This window comes from Collimonas sp. GW821-FHT07E08, assembly GCF_059418905.1.
Map to the genome: position 1 here is coordinate 43,608 of NZ_JBWKQR010000007.1, position 19,204 is coordinate 62,811.

The following is a 19,204-nucleotide window of genomic DNA, read 5'->3' on the forward strand; positions in this document are numbered from 1 at the left end:
TGATATTTATCTCTGACATTTTTTGCAATAAAACGTCGAACGCTGCCCTTGTTTGATCTGCGTAATCAGGGTGCCGCAATTTCTACACGGCAACCCAGCACGATCATAGACGAAATAACTCTGTTGGAAGTAACCGGATTGCCCATCGGCCCCAATAAAATCACGTAAAGTGCTGCCGCCCTTGTCAATTGCGGCCGCTAAGATTATCCGAATGGCATCAACCAGCCGTTCATAACGTGCCAGGCTGATGCGATGGGCCGGCGTTTTGGGATTGATGCCGGCGCGGAACAGGCTTTCGGACGCATAGATATTGCCTACCCCGACCACGATATCGCCGGCCAGCAGCACTTGCTTGATCGGCGCGCTGCGGTTGCGGGTCTTTTGAAACAGGATCTGCGCCGAAAAGACATCTTCCAGCGGCTCCAGCCCCAGCCCGGCCAGCAGCACATGCTGCTCCACCGGCCCGTCGGCGTCGGCATGCCAGAGCACCGCGCCGAAACGGCGCGGATCGGTCAGCCGCAGCAGCTGGCGGCCGACCGCCAGGTCGAAGTGGTCGTGCTTTTGCGGCTCAACGCCGAGTTCCAGGATCCGCAGGTGGCCCGACATGCCCAGGTGGATGATCACGGTGCCATGGTCGAAACGCAGCAGCAGGTATTTGCCGCGGCGGCCGGTGCCGCGCACCTTGCGGCCGACCAGCAGCGCCGGCAGGTCTAGCGGAAACGGCCAGCGCAAGCCGCGGTGGCGAAAGGTGACGGCAGTCACCACGCGGCCGTCGAGATGCGGCGCGACGCCGCGGCGGGTGACTTCTACTTCAGGTAATTCTGGCATCGTCAGGCATCGTTGGAAAAGCGCGTCCGGAATGAAATGGCATAATCGGCTATAAACTTTTTGAAACAAATCCAGGGGCGGCCGCTGCGCGCTGCTCTCTGGTTGGGCGTAAAATCAAGCTTACCTTTGAATGCCAGGACATATCCCTTGAAAAAAACCCTTGCCATTGTAACGCTCTCTACCTTGCTGTCGGCTTGCGCCGGTGTAACGCCAGGCAACGATGCCGCAAATCCTGCTGCCAGCACGCCGCCTGCGGCTACTCCTGCAGCAAGTCCCGAGCAGATCGCAAGCCGCAAGCTGGCAACCAGGGCAACCCCGGTCAAACCGCCGGAAGAACATCTGCCGGCGGTGCCGCTGACCAAGGAAATCCTGTTCAAGGTGCTCAGCTCCGAAATCGCTTTCCAGCGCGGCAACTGGCAATCCGCATACGTCACGCTGCTGGGAGCCGCCCAGCAGACGCGCGATCCGCGCCTGGCCCGACGCGCGGCGGAAATGGCGCTGAGCGCAAAACAGGCCAGCGAAGCGCTGGTGGCCATCCGCCTGTGGCGTGAACTGGCTCCCGATTCCGAAGAGGCAACCCAGTATTACCTCGGCTTCATCATGCTCAGCAACAACCTGGCGGAAGCCAAGCCGATCCTTGAAAAGCGCCTGCAAGATGCGCCGCCGCAAGCGCGCGGGGTCATGATGCTGCAGATCCAGCGCTTGCTGGCGCGGGCGCAGGACAAGGCCGGCGCGTTCGCCCTGCTCGAGCAGCTGGTCACGCCTTACACGGCGATGCCGGAAGCGCATCTGGCGCTGGCGCAGGAGGCCTTCAGCATAGGCAACAGCACCCGCGCCCAGGAAGAAGCGAAAATTGCACTGAACCTGAAACCCGACTCTGAACTGGCGATCCTGACCAGCGCGCAAGTCGCGGGCGACAATACCGAAGTCGAACGCATCCTCACCGATTTCCTCAAGAAATATCCCGGCTCGCGTGAAGTGCGGGTGGCCTATGCACGCACCCTGATCGACCAGAAGCAATACGAAAAAGCCCGCAGCCAGTTTGAAATCCTGCTCAAGAGCGACAAGCAGGACGCCACCACCCTGCTCGCGCTGGGCCTGCTGAATGCGCAGATCGGCGACACCAAGGCTGCCGAACGCTACCTGGTCAGCTATATCGACCAGCTGGCCAAGCATCCGGACGAAGCGCGCGACAGCACCCAGGCGCTGCTGATCCTGGCGCAGATTGCGGCAGACCGGAATGACACCGACGCCGCACTGAAATGGCTGGCGCAAGTCGAGCCGGGCGACGCCTACCTGGACGCCCAGCTGCGGCGCGCCCAGCTGCTGTCCAAACGCGGCGACCTGGACGGCGCACGGCGCGTGCTGGCCGAGATCGACACCAATGGCGAACGCGAGAAAACCCAGGTAACCCAGGTGGAAGCCCAATTGCTGCGCGACGCCAACCGTCCGCAGGAAGCGTTCAAGGTCCTGGAAACCGCGCTCAAGACGCAGCCCGACAATCCCGACCTGCTGTACGACTACGCCATGGCGGCAGAAAAGCTGAACAACCTGGGCACCATGGAAACCGCGCTGCGCAAACTGATCGCGCTGGCGCCGGAAAACCAGCAGGCGTACAACGCCCTCGGCTACTCGCTGGCCGACCGCAATATCCGCTTGCCGGAAGCGCTGACGCTGATCCAGAAAGCGCTGACGCTGGCGCCGCAGGACCCGTTCATCGTCGACAGCATGGGCTGGGTGCAATACCGCCTGGGCAACCTGGGCGAAGCCGAGACCCGGCTGCGCACCGCCTACAGCTTGATGCCCGATCCGGAAATCGCCGTGCACCTCGGTGAAGTCCTGTGGGTCAAGGGACAAAAAACCGATGCGCAAAAACTGTGGCGCGAAGTGCAGCAGAAAGATCCGCAAAACGACGCCCTGAAAAACACCCTGGCGCGGCTGGGCGCCAGATTATGATGCGGGCGCCCGGCAAGAACGCTTGGCAGGCACTGCCGGCGATGCGGCGCGGCGCGCTGCTTGCCGCGGCGGCGGCTGCCATGGCGCTGAGCGGCTGCAGCACCCTGCCGCAATCGTCCGCGCCGGCTGCCACCGCGGCCAGCGGTGCGGCGCGGCAATACCACCAGTCCATCGATGTCAGCGGCCGCCTGTCGATCCGCTATCAGCAAGACGGCAAGGAACAGGCCATGCACGGCAGCTTCACCTGGGCCCAAGGCAAGCAGGAAACCGTGATCACCCTGCTCTCGCCGCTGGGACAGACCCTGGCCACCATCAATATCGCGGCTGACCAGGCGACCCTCAAGCAAAGCGGCCAGCCTGCGCGCAGCGCCGGCGATGTCGACGCCCTGACGGTGCAAGCCCTGGGCTGGCCCCTGCCGATCGCCGGCCTGCGCGACTGGCTGCAAGGCTTCGGCCAGAACGCCGCCGGCCAGCGCTTCAGCGCCGCGCCATCCGCGGCCGCGGATGACGGCTTCAGCGTCACCACCGCCGACAAATGGCTGATCCAGTACACCAACTGGCAAGACCAGAACAACGGCGCCGAAAGTTATCCGAAACGGATAGACCTGGCCCGCAATACCGCACAAGCCGGCGAAGTTGCAATCCGCATCGTCATCGACAGCCGCCAACCACACTGAAACCCGCAATGACCCGCACGCTGAACAACTGCCCGGCGCCAGCCAAGCTGAACCTGTTTTTACACGTTACCGGACGCCGCCCGGATGGTTATCACCTGCTGCAAACCGTGTTCCAGCTGGTCGATTTCAGCGACCTGCTGCATTTCCAGACGCGCGCCGACGACCAGATCCGGCGCACCACCGAGATTCCGGGCGTGCCGCAAGAAAGCGACCTGATCGTACGCGCCGCCAGGCTGCTGCAAAACGCGATCCGGGAACGCAGCGGCGCCGGCGGATTCGGCGCCGACATCGCCATTGAAAAAAAACTGCCCATGGGCGGCGGGCTGGGCGGCGGCTCCTCCGACGCCGCCACCACGCTGATGGCGCTCAACCACCTGTGGCAAGGCGGCCTGTCGCGCGAGGAATTGATGGTTTTGGGCCTGCAGCTGGGCGCCGATGTGCCGTTTTTCCTGTTCGGCCGAAATGCGTTTGCAGAAGGAATCGGAGAAAGCCTGCAAAAGCTTGACACGCCCGACCTATGGTTCGTTATAATTCAGCCCGGCGTAACAATTCCGACCGCATTAATTTTTTCATCATCGGAATTGACAAGGAATACGAAACCCGTCAAAATGACGGACTTTTCGATAGCTAGCAAAAAGTTCTTCGGAAAAAACGATCTGGAACCCGTGGCCGCCAGGCAGTTCCCGGAAGTTGCGGATGCCATAAAATGGCTAGGCAATCATGGAGATGCCAGAATGACCGGATCCGGCGCCTGTGTTTTTTGTAGTTTTACGCAAGAAAAACAGGCAGATGAGGTACTGAAATTGGTGCCGGGTCACTGGAAAGCATGGAAGGCCAAGGCGATGCAGGAACATCCGCTCGCAGGACTGGCAGATCGTTGAAAAGGTAATACAGAATTCGGTTTAGCATCAGATTCAAGCGCTGTTTTGATATGCGGCGCGGATTTATGATAGACAACAAGTTGCGTAGGGGAATCGCCAAGCTGGTTAAGGCACTGGATTTTGATTCCAGCATTCCAAGGTTCGAATCCTTGTTCCCCTGCCATTAAATACGGACAAGAATGTCCAGCAAGAAATAGTGTCATTGCGGGTCTTACAGCGGCAGCCGATTTAGCCGCTTCAGAAATACAACAACAGCACACAGCGAATACCTAAGCCGCCAACGCAAGACTAGAATAGTCGGGCATTGTCGGCTTTTCAACTTTTTAACGACTGTATCCAGGGATCTCCATGGCAAACGAAAACCTGATGGTTTTTACCGGCAACGCAAACCCGGAACTAGCTATTGGAGTTGCCAAGCAACTCGGTATCCCGCTAGGCAAAGCCAACGTCACCAAATTCTCCGACGGCGAAGTAATGGTCGAGATCAACGAGAACGTGCGTGGCAAGGATGTCTTTGTGCTGCAATCGACTTGCGCGCCGACCAATGACAACCTGATGGAAATCATGCTGATGGTCGATGCGCTGAAGCGCGCATCGGCTGGCCGCATCACCGCCGCGATTCCTTATTACGGCTATGCGCGCCAGGACCGCCGCCCGCGTTCGGCGCGGGTTGCGATTTCAGCCAAGGTAGTGGCCAACATGTTGCAGGAAGCCGGTGTCGAACGCGTCCTGATCATGGATCTGCATGCTGACCAGATCCAGGGTTTCTTCGACATCCCGGTCGACAATATTTATGCATCGCCGATTTTGCTGGGCGACCTGGTAAGCAAGAACTACGACGACCTGCTGGTCGTTTCGCCGGACGTCGGCGGCGTGGTGCGCGCCCGGGCGCTGGCAAAACGCCTGAACTGCGACCTGGCGATCATCGACAAGCGCCGGCCGAAGGCGAATGTGTCGGAAGTCATGAACATCATCGGTGAAGTCGAAGGCCGCAACTGCGTGATCATGGATGACATGGTCGATACCGCCGGCACCCTGACCAAGGCCGCTGAAGTATTGAAAGAGCGCGGCGCCAAGAAAGTGGTGGCTTACTGTACGCACCCTGTGCTGTCCGGCCCCGCCCTCGAGCGCATCGTCAATTCGCCGCTGGACGAGCTGGTGGTGGTCGACACCATCCCGCTGTCGGCGGAAGCCAAGGCTTGCGGCAAGATCCGCCAGTTGTCATGCGCGGAGCTGCTGGCTGAAACGTTCAAGCGTATTACCAAAGGCGACTCGGTCATGTCGCTGTTTGCAGAATAGTTTTTATCGTCCTTGCCGCTGGCGACAGTTGCAAGGACGACCTTAAATCCCCTGGTCGCGGGGGATTTCTACCGCCGGACACCAAATCAAATGGTCCGGCACACAATGGAGCTTCAAAATGAAAGTAATCGCATTTGTACGCAAAGAGCAGGGGACCGGAGCGAGCCGCCGCCTGCGCAATGCTGGCCAGACACCAGGTATCGTTTATGGTGGTTCCGACGCGCCGGTCAATATCTCGCTGGACCACAACGCGCTGTACCACGCGCTGAAAAAAGAAACTTTCCACTCCTCGATCCTCGATCTCGAAATCGACGGCAAGGTACAGAAAGTCCTGCTGCGCGACTTTCAGGTCCACGCATACAAGCAACTGGTCCTGCACGCTGACTTCCAGCGCGTTGATGCCAAACAGGCAATTCACGTGAAAGTGCCTCTGCACTTCATCAATGCAGACGTAGCTCCTGCAGTGAAACTGTCCGGCGCCATCATCAGCCACGTTTTTGCTGAACTGGAAGTAACCTGCCTGCCAGCCGACCTGCCAGAGTTCATCGAAGTCGACCTGACCAACATCGAAGTCGGCCACTCGATCCACTTGGCTGACCTGAAGCTGCCTAAGGGCGTTTCCGCAGTGTCGCAAGAGAACCTGACTATCGCTACTGCATCGATCCCTGCAGGCAAGGTCGAAGCTGACGCGCCAGCGGCCGAAGCACCAGCTGCCGATGCTCCTGCTGCCGACAAGAAGTAATAGCAAGCTATTTGCCAGAGCAGTTTTCTGGCCGTAGCCAGCAACCTGAGACCCGCCTTCATGGCGGGTTTTTTATTGTTGGCTGCTGTCTTCTTCTATAATTTGCGCAAGCCATCCATACGAAAATCAATAGCCCATGTCTATCCGCCTCATCGCCGGCCTCGGCAATCCCGGACCGGAATACGAGCAAACGCGCCACAACGCCGGTTTCTGGCTGGTCGACAATCTCGCCAACGACCTCGGCCGCAAGCTGGCCCGGGAAGCGCGCTTCAACGCCCTGGTCGCCAAGACCAGCATCGCCGGCCAGGAAGTCTGGCTGCTGGAGCCGCAGACGTTCATGAACCGCTCCGGCCAGTCGGTCGGCGCGCTGGCGCGTTTCTACAAGATCGCAGCGGACGAGATACTGGTGGTGCACGATGAGCTGGACCTGCCGCCCGGCAGCGCCAAGCTGAAAAAAGGCGGTTCGTCCGGCGGGCACAATGGCTTGAAAGACATCACGGCCGCGCTCGGCACCCAGGATTACTGGCGCCTGCGGCTGGGCATCGGCCATCCGCGCACGCTGAACCTGCAGCAGGTGGTGGCCGATTTCGTGCTGCACCGGCCGCGCAAGGACGAGCAGGTTCCCATCGAAGAAGCGATTGCCGACAGCCTGAAGATCATCCCGCTGCTATGCGAAGGCAAATTCGAAGCGGCGACCATGCAATTGCATACCGCCAAATAACTGCGCGCTGCCGGCAATTCCGCGACCTGAAGTCATACGACCGAGAAAAGAGATCAAATTGAAGATTGAAGAAGTGCAAACTGTCAGCGCTCTGCCAAACGGCATTCTCAATATTTCCCAGGAACGGTCGACCGCTCTTGCCCGCAACGGCTTGCTGGCGATAGCAGTACTATTTTTACTATGGATTTTCTGGAACGCATTCCACGCGGTTCCCTCGGCGGACGACTTCTGCTATGGCTTTGGAGCGCAAAGCCGCGGCGTTTTCCAAAATGTGGTGACAGAATATCTGACCTGGGGAGGCCGCTATACGCCGGCATTGCTGATCAGCGCATTTGCAGTCTCGGACCAGGTGTTGCTGCACCATTACTACATCGTGCCATTGCTTATCCTGGCGCTGAACTTCCTGGCTGCGCGCCATTTTTTGTCGGCAGCGGGTATCAAGGACACCGCTTTCCTCCTGCTTTTCTTTGTCATGCTGATGGCGACGTTCCGCGTGCGGGAATCGTTGTTCTGGCTGGCCGGCGGCGCAACCTATGGCATCTCTTGCGCACTTTTCCTGGGCTTGATCGCTGAAGAATTGCGCATATTCCGCGGAAATGCTGCCCTTTCAGGGAAACGCATTGCTGTATTGTCGCTGGCGAGCGTGTTGCTGGCCAGTTTTAACGAAACGGTCATGCTGGCCCACATCGCGCTGCTGTTTCCTCTCGTGATTTGCTGCTTCGTACGGAAAACGGACAGGGCTGTCGCCTGCATATTGGCAGCGGCGATCATCGGCGCCATTATTTCGGGAGCTGCTCCAGGTAATTTCTTGCGGGCTGCAACAATGCCGCAACACATCAACGTAGTGCTGGCCGTCTGGAGTTCCCTCAAGCTGATCCTGGTTAAATACGTGGCTTCGTTTCTGGTAAGCCTGCTGCTCGTTTATTGTTTCTTCGCGCTGGTCAAGCCACGCAGGGAAATCGCATTCCCGGCTCGCGTGATATTCGGATTCTCGGTGTTCCTGGCGCTGGCCCTGTGGGCAAGCATCTTTGCCAGGACATTTGTCCTCAATGACCTCGGGCCGGAGCGCGCGAGAACGATCGACTTCATGCTGGTAAACGCCATGGCGTTCCTGATTGCCGCCCATCTTCATGCGCGGCGCCGCCCTGCCGGTCAGCAGAAACGCAAATCCGCGATGGCCGGCGCCCTCTTTGCCGGCGCGGCTGCGCTGGTCGTGGCGTCGGGTTTCATCTTCTATCCAAACCACACATGGCGACCTGTTGTCGAGGGCATGACTGCATCCGCCGATTTGAAATCCCTCCTGTCGGCTCGTTTTGCCGCGGCTGGACAAGCAAGAGGAAAGTCACTGGAAGTCGAAGGATATACGCACGAACCGAAACCGATCACCTTCTTCAATGAAATCAAAGCCAGCCCCGCGGAATGGGAAAATGTTTGTTTTGCCCGTTATTTCGGACTGACCGAGGTACGCTTACGGACAAAATCGGAATGAAGGCGGGACCGAAAGCGGGGCCGCAAGGGGGATTCCGGGCCAGCGATCTCCACCCGATGTCCGGCGGCCTTTACCGTCGGCCTTTGGATAAGCGCCCCCGACAGAGTTACAATTGACATATTTGGGAATAGGGCACGGAAAAAACGGCAAAACGTGCTCGGCCTGTCCCGGTTTTAATTTTCACTGTGCAACTTCAATTCAGCCTAACTCAATCGTAGTTGGCTTGTAAAACGAATATAAAACACAGCTAACCTATTATTGATTTAGAAAGTTTTTCCATGAGTCTCAAATGCGGCATCGTCGGCCTCCCTAACGTCGGCAAATCTACCCTCTTCAATGCCCTGACCAAGGCAGGCATTCCTGCCGAGAACTACCCTTTCTGCACCATCGAGCCGAACGTCGGCATGGTTGAGGTGCCTGATCCTCGCCTCAAGGCGCTGGCCGAGATCGTCAAGCCGGAGCGCATCCTGCCTGCCACCGTGGAATTCGTCGATATCGCCGGACTGGTGGCCGGCGCTTCCAAGGGTGAAGGCCTGGGCAACCAGTTCCTCGCCCATATCCGCGAAACCGACGCTATCGTCAACGTGGTGCGCTGCTTTGAAGACGACAACGTGATCCACGTCGCCGGCAAGATCAATCCGCTGGACGACATCGATGTGATCCAGACCGAGCTGGCGCTGGCCGACATGGGCACGGTGGAAAAAGCCATCCATCGCGAAAACAAGAAAGCCCGTTCAGGCGACAAGGATGCCGCCAAGCTGGTGGCCCTGCTGGAACGCCTGATGCCGGAACTGGACCAGGCCAAGCCGGTGCGCGCCTGCGGCCTCGACGCGGAAGAAATGGCCCTGATCAAGCCGCTGTGCCTGATCACCGCCAAGCCGGCCATGTATGTCGCCAACGTTTCCGACCACGGCTTCACCAACAATCCCCTGCTGGACCAGCTGACTGCTTACGCTGCCTCGCAGAACGCCCCTATCGTCGCCATCTGCGCCGCCATCGAATCGGAAATCGCCGACCTCGACGAAGCCGACAAGCACGAATTCCTGGCCGACATGGGCATGGAAGAACCTGGCCTGGACCGCCTGATCCGCGCCGCCTTCAAGCTGCTCGGCCTGCAGACCTACTTCACCGCCGGCGTCAAGGAAGTGCGCGCATGGACCATCCATGTCGGCGACACCGGCCCGCAAGCGGCAGGCGTGATCCACACCGACTTCGAACGCGGCTTCATCCGCGCCCAGACCATAGCCTACGATGACTTCATCAGCCACAAGGGTGAACAAGGCGCCAAGGAAGCCGGCAAGATGCGCGCCGAAGGCAAGGAATACGTGGTCAAGGATGGCGATGTCTTGAATTTCCTGTTTAACGTCTAAGTCTCCGTCGCAAAAAACAAGCCCGGTCCCGTCTCGCAAGACGGCGCCGGGCTTTTTTTAGCGGCGGCATTTTGTTAACAAACGTCACAACCGCGGCCATTGCTCAATAAATCCGATACAAACCGCTGCAAATTTACTAGACTATCCAGAACCCGCAAACCAAAGAGCGACGATGGACAGAGTAGAAACCATGCAAGTGTTCGTGCGGGTGGCCGAAACCGGCAGCTTCACCAAGGCCGCCGATGGCCTGGGACTGCCGCGCGCCACCGTCTCGGCCGCGATCCAGCAGCTGGAAGCCAGCCTGGGCGCGCGCCTGCTACAGCGCACCACGCGCCGGGTTCACCTGACGCAGGATGGCAGCGCCCTGCTTGAACGCTGCCACCAGCTGCTGTCCGATTTTGAAGAGATATCGGGACTGTTCAAACAAACCCCGGCGCAAGCCAGCGGCAAACTCAAGGTGGATGTCCCCAGCCGCCTCGCCAGGCTGGTGGTGGCTCCCGCCTTGCCGGAATTCTTCAAGCTGTATCCCGACATTGAACTGGAACTGCGCTGCACCGACCGCTCCATCAACCTGATCCAGGAAGGCGTCGATTGCGTGGTGCGCGTCGGCCAGCTGGAAGACAGCAGCCTGGTTGCGCGTCCGCTGGGCCAGTTTGAACTGATCAACTGCGCCAGCCCGGCCTACCTGCGGCAGCATGGCGTGCCGGCGACGCCGTCGGAACTGGCGCGGCACTGGGCGATCAGCTACATGTCGCCCACCAGCGGCCGCAACGCGCCTTGGGAATATATCGAGGACGGCGTGCTCAACACCGTGGAAATGCGCAGCCGCATGGCGGTCAACAACGCCGAAACCTATATCGCCTGCTGCCTCGCCGGCCTGGGTTTGATCCAGATACCGGCCTACGACGTGCGCGGCCATATCCGCGCAGGCGAACTGCAGGAAGTCATGCCGCAAGCGCGCGCCAGCGCCATGCCGGTCTATGCGCTATACCCGCACCGGCGCCATCTGTCGCGCCGGGTGCAGGTATTCATAGACTGGATAGAGAGCCTGCTGCTGCTGCACCGATAGCAGCACTTATTTAGCGGCCTGTTTGACTGGATCGCCGGGACAAGGTCCGCCGGCTGCCGCCCAGGCCTGCAGCTTCTGCACGAATTCTTCGTGGGACATCACCGGCGTGGTACGGCCTGCTCCGGGATTCCATGCCCACAAGACCAGAGGATCGGTCTTCATGTGCTCGATCACTTCATCCATGGTTTTGCGGTTGCCGTTCTTGCTCGGATCTTTCATCGACTGGCAAATCAGCACCTTGCTCAGCGACTGCCAGGCCATGCTGACCGGCGCCATCTTCCAGTGCGGCGCGCCGGGCACCTTGCCGTCGGCGCTGTTGCCGGCCTGGTGGCAGGCAGCGCATTGCAGGGTCGCGACGCCGCTGTCGTGCGGGCCGCGCATCACCATCTGCGCGTGCTCGATGCCGATGTCTTTCTGGTGCGGCGCCTGCACCTGGTGGCAGTTCAGGCAGCGCGGCCCCATCACCACGCTGGCGATCGGCTCGAACAATTGCTGCCCGGTCGGCGCAGGACTTTGCTGGGCCAGCGCCGCGGCGCAGCTCAGCAGCAAGGCAGGCAGTGCGCCAAGCATATTGAGATATTTCATCGCGTCACCCTATGCAATCTGGAACTGATGGTTTTTCAGCGGCAGCGAACGTATGCGCTCGCCGGTTGCGAAAAATATGGCGTTCGCCAAGGCCGGAGCGACGCAAGCGACCGCCGGCTCGCCCACTCCGCCGGGATGCGCGCTGCTCGGCACCAGGATCACTTCGATCCTGGGCGTCTGGTACATGCGCAGCACCGGATAGTCGTCGAAATTGCTTTGCTCGACCACGCCGTTCTTCAAGGTGATCTCGCCAAACAAGGCCGAAGACAAACCGAACACCACGCTCGACTCCATCTGCGCCCGCACCAGGTCGGCGTTCACCACCACGCCGCAATCGATGGCGCAGAACACCTTGTGCACGGTGAGCTTGCGCTCCTTGTCGACGCTGGCTTCGACCGCCATGGCGACAAAGCTGCCATAGGAATCGTGCACCACGATGCCTCTGTGCACGCCGTTTGCCGCCGGCTGCGGCCAGGAACAAGCTTTTGCCACGGCATCCAGCACGCCCAGGTGGCGCGGCTTGTCTTTCAGCAGTGCGCGCCGGAACTGGTAGACATCCTTGCCCGCCGCATGCGCCAGCTCGTCGATGAAGGTTTCCACCGCATAGGCATTGAACGAATGTCCCACCGAACGCATCCACAGCACCGGAACCTGGTAGTGCGTGGTGTGCAGGTCGACCATGACATTCGGGATGGCGTAGGGAATGTCCTGCGCGCCCTCGGTCGATAGGGAATCGATGCCGTCCTTGACGATAAACGGCTCCATGATGCTGCCGCCGCCGATCGACTGCACCGCGATCCTGTCGGTCCATGAAGTGACCTGCCCCTGTTCGTCCAGGGTTGCGCTCAGGCGGCAATACGACGCGGGACGGTAGTAGCCGCCCTTGATGTCCTGGTCGCGGGTCCAGACCACTTTCACCGGCTTCTTCAGGTCCTGCGCCACCGCCTTGGCGACGTGCGCGGCATCGACCACTACGTCAAATCCCAGGCTGGAGCGGCGGCCGAACCCGCCGCCGGTGAACATGGTGTTCAGCTTGACCTGCTCCGGCTTCATCCCGAGCACCGCCGCAATCGCCTGCTGGTCGCCGCCCGGCCATTGCGTGCCCAGCCATACTTCGCAGCCGTCGGCGCGCACATCGAACACGGCGTGCAGCGGCTCCATGGTGGCGTGGGTCAGGTAGGGGAACTGGTAGTCCGCCGTGAAGCTCTGTTTTGCATTCTTTCGGGCCGCGGCCACGTTGCCGTCGTTGCGCGCCGCCGTGCCGGCCACATCCATCAGCTGCCGGTAGACGATGCTTTGCATGTCCGACGACACCCGCTCGCCCACCACGGCATCCCACTCGATCGCCAGCGCATCGCGCCCCAGCTTGGCCGCCCAGAAATCCTTGGCGACTACCGCTATGCCCGCCGGCACCTGGTACACGCCAAGCACGCCGGCAACCTGGCGCGCCTTGCTATCGTCAAAGCTGCGCACCTTGCCCTTGAAAATCGGCGGGCGCGCAATCAAGGCGGTCAGCATGCCGGGCACCATCACGTCCATGCCGAATTTCGCGCTGCCGTCCGACTTGGTCCTGCCGTCCAGGCGCTTGACGGGACGGCCGATGATCTTGAAATCCCGGGGATCTTTCAGCACCACCTTCTCGGGCGCCGCCAGCCCGGCCGCTTCCGAGGCCAGCTCACCGTAGCTGGCGCTGCGGCCGCTGGCGGCGTGGATCACCCGGCTCTTTTCCGCATGCAGGCTGGCGCTGTCGACGTTCCAGCGCCTGGCTGCGGCCGCCAGCAATATCGCCCGCACCGCCGCTCCCGCCTTGCGCTGCGGCTCGTATTGCGCCATGGTGGTGATGCTGCCGCCGGTAAGTTGCGTATGCATGAGGGGATGGGCATACGCAGGCGCCGTCGGCGACTGTTCCCAGCGCACCTTGTCCCAGTCGGCATCCAGTTCTTCCGCCACCAGCATCGGCAAGGCGGTAGAAACACCCTGGCCCATTTCGGTGTGGCCGACGATGACGGTGATCCAGTTATCCGGCGTGATGCGGACGAAGGCGTTAGGCTGCAGCGCTGCCCCGGCTTGCGGCGTGGCGGCGATGGCGCCGCGCATGGTGCTGCTCATGTGCCAGCCGACCAGCATGCCGCCGCCGACCAGGGCGCTCACCTGCAGAAACCCGCGGCGCGAAATTTGGGGAGGATTGGCTATGCTCATTTTTTTGCTCCGCCCTGTGCAACGCTATGTATGGCGGCGCGGATGCGCGGGTACATGCCGCAGCGGCAGATGTTGCCCGACATGGCCTGGTCGATATCCGTGTCGCTTGGCTTTGGCGTGCTGGCCAGCAAGGCAACCGCTGCCATCACCTGCCCCGACTGGCAGTAGCCGCATTGCGGCACATTCAGCTCTTCCCAGGCTTGCTGCACCTTCTTGCCCAGCGGGTGGTCGCCGATAGCCTCGATCGTGGTGATTTTCCTGCCTTCCAAGGCCGCCGCCGGCGTCACGCAAGAACGCACCGGCAACCCGTCCACATGCACGGTGCAGGCGCCGCACAGGGCAGCGCCGCAGCCGAACTTGGTGCCCGTCATGGCAAGTTCGTCGCGCAAGACCCATAACAGCGGTTTCTGATTGGACGCATCGACCTGATGCGCAGTGCCATTGATATTGAGTGTAGTCATCACGCTTCCCTTGTTTATCGCACACGGATCAAATCGCTGTTTTTTGCAGGCCAGACAGGCAGTGCGATTAATTTTAAGTTAATTAAAAGCTGGAAATAGACACATTTCCTGTATGCAGTGTTCACAAATGCCGACCAATACCCCTACCCAAGATTCATGGTCCTGTACTTTTTTTTCGACAAAAAAAAGTACAGCAATTGAGAAATGTGTAACTGTGCTCTAAATCTACCGCGCCTACTGTATGTGCTACCGCAGCAATGCCCTGGCTACACTCCACCTGACCCTGCGCGTTTTGCGCAAGCGCCGAACCCGCGTTACAGGCCGGCAGCGCCACAAGGAATGAAATTGAGCGACCAGAAGATCGAGCAGTACAACCACCCCGCCGGCGGCTGGGGCGCCCTCAAATATGTGGCCCTGCATCTGCTGAAGGAAAAAGTGCCGGGCGGCGGGATACGCACCCTGCTGAAACAAAACCAGCCGGACGGCTTCGATTGCCCCGGCTGCGCCTGGCCGGACCGCGATCACGCATCGACCTTCGAGTTCTGCGAAAACGGCGTCAAGGCGGTGGCGGCAGAAGCCACCTCCAAGCGCGTTACCGCGGACTTTTTTGCGCAGAACAGCGTCAGCGCCCTGCTGCGGCAATCGGACTATGAACTGGAAGAACACGGCCGCCTGACCGAACCGATGGCGTATGACGCCGCCAGCGACAAATACCGGCCCATTTCCTGGCAAGACGCGTTCACCCTGATGAGCGATCACCTGAACGCGCTGGACGATCCGAACCAGGCCTCGTTCTACACCTCCGGCCGCACCAGCAATGAAGCGGCGTTCCTGTACCAGCTGTTCGTGCGCGAATACGGCACCAACAATTTTCCCGACTGCTCCAACATGTGCCACGAGCCGACCAGCGTCGGCTTGCCCGAAACCGTAGGCGTCGGCAAAGGCACGGTGACGCTGGACGATTTCGACCTGGCCGACACTTTCCTGATCTTCGGCCAGAATCCGGCCACCAACCACCCGCGCATGATGGGCGAGCTGCGCGAGTGCGCCAAGCGCGGCGCCGCCATCGTTTCCATCAATCCCTTGCGCGAACGCGGCCTGGAACGTTTCTCCAGCCCGCAACACCCGTCCGACATGCTGTCGCGCAGCGGCACCGCGATCAGCAACATGTTCATCCGCCCTACCCTGTGCGGCGACCTGGCGCTGGTCAAAGGCGTGATCAAGCGCGTGCTGGAGCTGGACGACCAAGCCCTGCAGGACAATGGCGAACGCGTCATCGACGTCCAGTTCATCGCCGAGCACACCGCTTACTTTGAAGAATTCGCCGCCGATATCCGCGCCGAAAGCTGGGACGACATCGTCACCGAATCCGGCGTCGGCAGGGACGACATCGAACGCCTGACCCAGGTGTACGTGCGCGGCAAGAACGTGATCGCCACCTGGGGCATGGGCCTGACCCAGCACAAGCATGGCGTGGCGACGATCCAGATGGTGTCCAACCTGATGCTGTTGCGCGGCAATATCGGCCGTCCCGGCGCCGGCCTGTGCCCGGTGCGCGGCCACTCCAACGTGCAGGGCGACCGCACCGTCGGCATCGACGAAAAGCCGACCGCCGCTTTCCTCGACCGCATCGAAAAAGTGTACGGCTTCAAGCCGCCGCGCGAACACGGGCTCGACGTGGTCGGCACCATTGAAGCCATGCTGCAAGGCCAGGTCAAGGTTTTCATCGGCCTCGGCGGCAATTTCGCCATGGCGACGCCCGACACCCCGCGCACCTGGGAAGCGCTGCAGTCTTGCGCGCTGACCGTGCACATCACCACCAAGCTGAACCGCAGCCACCTGATCCACGGCAAGGAAGCCTTGATCCTGCCGACCATGGGCCGCACCGAAATCGACATCCAGGCAAGCGGCGCACAAGGCGTGACGGTAGAAGATTCGATGAGCATGGTGCACATTTCCTACGGCATCAACAAACCGGTGGCCAAGACCTGCCTGTCCGAAATCGACATCGTGGCGCGCCTGGCGCACGCCACGCTCAAGGACAGCCGCATACAGTGGCTGGACTACGTCAAGGATTATTCCCTGATCCGCGACGACATCGAAAAAGTGTACGACGCCTTCAAGGATTACAACGCGCGCATCAAGCATCCGGGCGGTTTCCACCTGGGCGTCGCTTCGCGCGAACGGATCTGGAAAACCGCCAGCGGCCGCGCCCAGTTCATCGTCCATGCGATTCCCAAGGACACGCCGATCCACCAGGCGCGGCGCAAATACGGGCCCGAGCTGATGACCCTGATGACGACCCGCTCGCACGACCAGTACAACACCACCATCTACGGGCTCGACGACCGCTACCGCGGCGTGTTCGGGCAGCGGCGCGTAGTGTTCGCCAACCTGCTCGACATCCAGATGCTGGGTTTCGCGCCGGGCGACTGGGTCGACCTGGTCGGCGTCTGGGACGACGGCATCGAACGCCGCGCCGACCGTTTCCTGCTGGTGGAATACGATATCCCGCGCGGCTGCATCAGCAGCTACTATCCGGAAACCAATCCGCTGGTGCCGCTCAACAGCTTTGCGGATAAAGCGCGGACGCCGACCTCGAAGTCGATCCCGGTGCTGATGCGCCGTTCCATGCAGATGGCTGCGTAACATCATGATGGACTGCGCATGATGGACTGGGACGAACAGCTTGACGATGCGGTGCTGGCGATCTTGTCCGCTCTCCATGCCGAAGCTAGCGGCGAGCGCTGCCACAACCAACGGAGCAACTACGCCGAACCGGGAATGTCGCTGGCAAAGCTCAGCAAGCGGGTCGAGCAGCGCATGAGTACTTTGCGCCGTAATCTCAGTGCCTTGGAAGACGCCGAAATTGTCAGCGTCGCTCTCAACGAAGACGGCACTGGCCGCGCTACCCTGACCGCGCTCGGAGTGGCGATTTTCGATGCCCTGGATGAGAGCCAGGCCGCCGCGGCGGCGTGATCTATTCCAGCATGGCGGCCAGCATTTCGCCCAGGCGCCGTATTGCCTGTTCGATCTGCGGCGTCCAGCTGTAGCTGTAATTCATGCGAATGAAACTGCGATAGGCGTCTGAAGTGGAAAACAAGCGGCCCGGCGCAATCGTGATGCCTTCCGCCAGCGCTTGCCGATACAAGATCATGGAGTCGATCGCCGCCGGCAATTCTATCCACAGCACATACCCCCCGGTTGGCCGCGTGATGCGTGTACCCGCAGGAAAAAAGCGCCCGACGAAAGCGCTCATGATGTCGCAGCGTTGTTGCAAGGTGCGCCGCACCCGGCGCAGATGACGGTCGTAGCCGCCAGCTGTCAGATAAGCAGCGATGGCCCGTTGCGGCAACGTCGACGTGCTTAGCGTGTTGAGGAATTTCAGCTTTTCCACCTGCTCCCGATAACGTCCCGGCAAGGTCCAGCCGATGCGGTAAGCGGAAGTCAGGCTCTTGGAAAACGATGAGCAGTACAGCACGATGCCGCGCTTGTCGTAAGCCTTCAGGACGCTCGGATGCGCCGTGCCGAAATACAGCTCGTTGCAAACGCCGTTTTCGATAATCGGCATGTTGTAGCGTGAACCCAGTTCAACCAGTTGCCGTTTATTTTCTTCCGGCATTTCGAAACCCAGCGGATTCTGGAAATTCGGCATCACCATGCAAGCCGCAACCGGCTGGCCCTGCATGACTTTCTTCAGCGCCGCGATATCCATTCCCAAGCGCGGATCGGTCGGGATTTCGATGGCGCGCATGCCAAGCCGTTCGATCGCATGCAGCATCGCGTAAAAGGTCGGCGACTCTACCGCGATCGTATCGCCCGCTTTCGCCACCGCCTGCAAACACAGGTTGATGGCTTCGGTGGCGCCCACCGTGATCACCACATCGCCGGGACCGACGCTAAGGCCGGTTTCCAGGTGACGCCTGACGATCTGCCGGATCAGGTCCGGATGGCCTGGCGGCAAATCGTCCAGCACACCCAGCGGGCCGCCGCTGCGCAAGATGGCGCCGTTGTATTGGCTGATGCGGCGGGCCGGAAACAAGGTCGGATCGGGGTACGGCGAACCGAGCGGGATGGCGTCGTTCTGGTGAATCGATTTGAGGGTCGCCAATACGTGGCGGCTGACATCTACCTCGGCCGATACCGGCAGCGGCTGCGACCGGTCAGGTTCAGCCGGTGACGCATGGACGACAGGAAACGCCGGATCATGCGCCAAGGTTGGCGTCGATTCGGCGCCAAACCGGGCGCGCACAAAATAACCCGACTGCGGATGGCTTTCGATCAAGCCGCCGCTTTCCAGCAGTTCGTAGGCACGCACCACGGTCGTGATGCTCAAGCCGTGTTGCTGGCTGGCCTGCCGCACCGAACTCAGGCGATCGCCGGGACGCAGCACGCCATTCCGCAGCGAAGCCCTGATCTGCTCGGCAAAACGTTGGTAGAGGGGTTGGCGCGTTGTTTTCAAACCGGACAGTGACAGGGGCCAAGGATGGGCTCATTATAGTGAAAATAATAAAAATCAAACCGTTGCCTTGCTCCTCAGCGGCAGTTATCACCTAGGCATCGCAAAAAAATACAGTATCGATTTATAGTAGCGACAGCAAGCGCAATATGCCTGTGGCTGAGATTCAACAGTTCTGGTGACCGATGGGATTATCCATGGCGACGCTCATTTTTACACCGCAACTTGCCCGCTTTATTTCCGCGCCGGAAATTCACACCGACGCCCTCACCTTGCGCGCAGGGTTGGAAACGGCATTCGCATCCAACCCGCGTTTGCGCTCTTACCTGCTCGACGAACAAGGCAGCCTGCGGCCGAATGTCGCGATTTTCATCGACGGCCATACCGTACGTGACCACGTGCACCTGAACGCGCCGCTGGCGGCGCATAGCAAGGTGCACGTTCTGCAAGCTCTCTCAGGAGGTTGAC

At 60.4% G+C, this 19,204-nt stretch carries 17 protein-coding genes and 1 tRNA gene; 13 read left to right on the plus strand and 5 right to left on the minus strand.

The genetic code is table 11. The features are described 5' to 3' along the window. Positions 1–6: 6 nt before the first annotated feature. Positions 7–828: a bifunctional DNA-formamidopyrimidine glycosylase/DNA-(apurinic or apyrimidinic site) lyase gene (gene mutM / locus AC07RZ_RS10500; protein ID WP_494667898.1), complete on the minus strand. Its 822-nt coding sequence runs from the start codon at positions 826–828 to the stop codon at positions 7–9. A gap of 147 nt (positions 829–975) precedes the next feature. Between mutM and AC07RZ_RS10505 the strand changes: the two genes are divergently transcribed. From AC07RZ_RS10505 to AC07RZ_RS10550, 10 genes are all read left to right on the plus strand, one after another. After that, a complete protein-coding gene (locus tag AC07RZ_RS10505) occupies positions 976–2,784 on the plus strand; it encodes a tetratricopeptide repeat protein (RefSeq protein WP_494667899.1) in 1,809 nt (602 codons plus the stop codon). Further along, complete coding sequence (gene lolB, locus AC07RZ_RS10510) at positions 2,781–3,461, plus strand: lipoprotein insertase outer membrane protein LolB (RefSeq protein WP_494667900.1); 681 nt, start codon at positions 2,781–2,783, stop codon at positions 3,459–3,461. The genes AC07RZ_RS10505 and lolB overlap by 4 nt, the downstream gene beginning before the upstream one ends. A gap of 8 nt (positions 3,462–3,469) precedes the next feature. Beyond that, complete coding sequence (ispE, locus tag AC07RZ_RS10515; RefSeq protein WP_494667901.1) at positions 3,470–4,342, plus strand: 4-(cytidine 5'-diphospho)-2-C-methyl-D-erythritol kinase; 873 nt, start codon at positions 3,470–3,472, stop codon at positions 4,340–4,342. An 86-nt stretch (positions 4,343–4,428) separates the two neighbouring features. Beyond that, a tRNA-Gln gene (locus AC07RZ_RS10520) sits at positions 4,429–4,505 on the plus strand. Positions 4,506–4,690: 185 nt separating this feature from the next. Next, a complete protein-coding gene (locus AC07RZ_RS10525; RefSeq protein WP_038485244.1) occupies positions 4,691–5,641 on the plus strand; it encodes a ribose-phosphate pyrophosphokinase in 951 nt (316 codons plus the stop codon). A 118-nt stretch (positions 5,642–5,759) separates the two neighbouring features. Further along, on the plus strand, positions 5,760–6,383 hold the full coding sequence (locus AC07RZ_RS10530; RefSeq protein WP_494667902.1) for a 50S ribosomal protein L25/general stress protein Ctc: 624 nt from the start codon (positions 5,760–5,762) through the stop codon (positions 6,381–6,383). A gap of 136 nt (positions 6,384–6,519) precedes the next feature. After that, positions 6,520–7,104: an aminoacyl-tRNA hydrolase gene (gene pth, locus AC07RZ_RS10535; RefSeq protein ID WP_144739806.1), complete on the plus strand. Its 585-nt coding sequence runs from the start codon at positions 6,520–6,522 to the stop codon at positions 7,102–7,104. 58 nt (positions 7,105–7,162) lie between these two features. After that, entirely contained in the window at positions 7,163–8,593 is a 1,431-nt protein-coding gene (locus AC07RZ_RS10540) for a DUF6056 family protein (protein ID WP_494667903.1), read from the plus strand. Between the two features lie 278 nt (positions 8,594–8,871). Next, the gene (ychF, locus tag AC07RZ_RS10545; protein WP_014004598.1) at positions 8,872–9,963 is read left to right on the plus strand and encodes a redox-regulated ATPase YchF; all 1,092 of its coding nucleotides are present in this window, start codon (positions 8,872–8,874) and stop codon (positions 9,961–9,963) included. A gap of 172 nt (positions 9,964–10,135) precedes the next feature. After that, complete coding sequence (locus AC07RZ_RS10550) at positions 10,136–11,032, plus strand: LysR family transcriptional regulator (protein ID WP_494667904.1); 897 nt, start codon at positions 10,136–10,138, stop codon at positions 11,030–11,032. A gap of 6 nt (positions 11,033–11,038) precedes the next feature. Here the strand turns inward: AC07RZ_RS10550 and AC07RZ_RS10555 are convergent, their stop codons facing one another. Genes AC07RZ_RS10555 through AC07RZ_RS10565 form a run of 3 tightly spaced genes read right to left on the minus strand, consistent with a single transcriptional unit; the run spans position 11,039 to position 14,277 of the window. Then, on the minus strand, positions 11,039–11,617 hold the full coding sequence (locus AC07RZ_RS10555) for a hypothetical protein (protein WP_494667905.1): 579 nt from the start codon (positions 11,615–11,617) through the stop codon (positions 11,039–11,041). A gap of 9 nt (positions 11,618–11,626) precedes the next feature. After that, positions 11,627–13,816, minus strand: coding sequence for a xanthine dehydrogenase family protein molybdopterin-binding subunit (locus AC07RZ_RS10560; protein WP_494667906.1), 2,190 nt, complete (start codon positions 13,814–13,816; stop codon positions 11,627–11,629). After that, complete coding sequence (locus tag AC07RZ_RS10565) at positions 13,813–14,277, minus strand: (2Fe-2S)-binding protein (protein WP_342828751.1); 465 nt, start codon at positions 14,275–14,277, stop codon at positions 13,813–13,815. The genes AC07RZ_RS10560 and AC07RZ_RS10565 overlap by 4 nt, the downstream gene beginning before the upstream one ends. Before the next feature lie 339 nt (positions 14,278–14,616). Here AC07RZ_RS10565 and AC07RZ_RS10570 point away from each other — a divergent pair, with 339 nt between their 5' ends. Continuing rightward, entirely contained in the window at positions 14,617–16,926 is a 2,310-nt protein-coding gene (locus AC07RZ_RS10570) for an FdhF/YdeP family oxidoreductase (RefSeq protein ID WP_494667907.1), read from the plus strand. A gap of 18 nt (positions 16,927–16,944) precedes the next feature. Continuing rightward, entirely contained in the window at positions 16,945–17,256 is a 312-nt protein-coding gene (locus AC07RZ_RS10575; RefSeq protein ID WP_494667908.1) for an ArsR family transcriptional regulator, read from the plus strand. 1 nt (position 17,257) lies between these two features. Here the strand turns inward: AC07RZ_RS10575 and AC07RZ_RS10580 are convergent, their stop codons facing one another. After that, complete coding sequence (locus tag AC07RZ_RS10580; protein WP_494667909.1) at positions 17,258–18,739, minus strand: aminotransferase-like domain-containing protein; 1,482 nt, start codon at positions 18,737–18,739, stop codon at positions 17,258–17,260. A 194-nt stretch (positions 18,740–18,933) separates the two neighbouring features. Between AC07RZ_RS10580 and AC07RZ_RS10585 the strand changes: the two genes are divergently transcribed. Then, positions 18,934–19,203: a MoaD/ThiS family protein gene (locus tag AC07RZ_RS10585; RefSeq protein ID WP_092394841.1), complete on the plus strand. Its 270-nt coding sequence runs from the start codon at positions 18,934–18,936 to the stop codon at positions 19,201–19,203. The last annotated feature ends 1 nt before the right edge of the window (position 19,204 follow it).

Excerpts from the sequence above, each read along its gene's own strand:
- AC07RZ_RS10555 (WP_494667905.1), bottom strand. The coding sequence starts at position 11,617 with ATGAAATATCTCAATATGCTTGGCGCACTGCCTGCCTTGCTGCTGAGC.
- AC07RZ_RS10525 (WP_038485244.1), top strand. The coding sequence starts at position 4,691 with ATGGCAAACGAAAACCTGATGGTTTTTACCGGCAACGCAAACCCGGAA.
- AC07RZ_RS10585 (WP_092394841.1), top strand. The coding sequence starts at position 18,934 with ATGGCGACGCTCATTTTTACACCGCAACTTGCCCGCTTTATTTCCGCG.
- lolB (WP_494667900.1), top strand. The coding sequence starts at position 2,781 with ATGATGCGGGCGCCCGGCAAGAACGCTTGGCAGGCACTGCCGGCGATG.
- AC07RZ_RS10565 (WP_342828751.1), bottom strand. The coding sequence starts at position 14,277 with ATGACTACACTCAATATCAATGGCACTGCGCATCAGGTCGATGCGTCC.
- mutM (WP_494667898.1), bottom strand. The coding sequence starts at position 828 with ATGCCAGAATTACCTGAAGTAGAAGTCACCCGCCGCGGCGTCGCGCCG.
- AC07RZ_RS10575 (WP_494667908.1), top strand. The coding sequence starts at position 16,945 with ATGATGGACTGGGACGAACAGCTTGACGATGCGGTGCTGGCGATCTTG.
- ispE (WP_494667901.1), top strand. The coding sequence starts at position 3,470 with ATGACCCGCACGCTGAACAACTGCCCGGCGCCAGCCAAGCTGAACCTG.
- AC07RZ_RS10570 (WP_494667907.1), top strand. The coding sequence starts at position 14,617 with ATGAAATTGAGCGACCAGAAGATCGAGCAGTACAACCACCCCGCCGGC.
- AC07RZ_RS10560 (WP_494667906.1), bottom strand. The coding sequence starts at position 13,816 with ATGAGCATAGCCAATCCTCCCCAAATTTCGCGCCGCGGGTTTCTGCAG.
- AC07RZ_RS10550 (WP_494667904.1), top strand. The coding sequence starts at position 10,136 with ATGGACAGAGTAGAAACCATGCAAGTGTTCGTGCGGGTGGCCGAAACC.
- AC07RZ_RS10530 (WP_494667902.1), top strand. The coding sequence starts at position 5,760 with ATGAAAGTAATCGCATTTGTACGCAAAGAGCAGGGGACCGGAGCGAGC.
- pth (WP_144739806.1), top strand. The coding sequence starts at position 6,520 with ATGTCTATCCGCCTCATCGCCGGCCTCGGCAATCCCGGACCGGAATAC.
- ychF (WP_014004598.1), top strand. The coding sequence starts at position 8,872 with ATGAGTCTCAAATGCGGCATCGTCGGCCTCCCTAACGTCGGCAAATCT.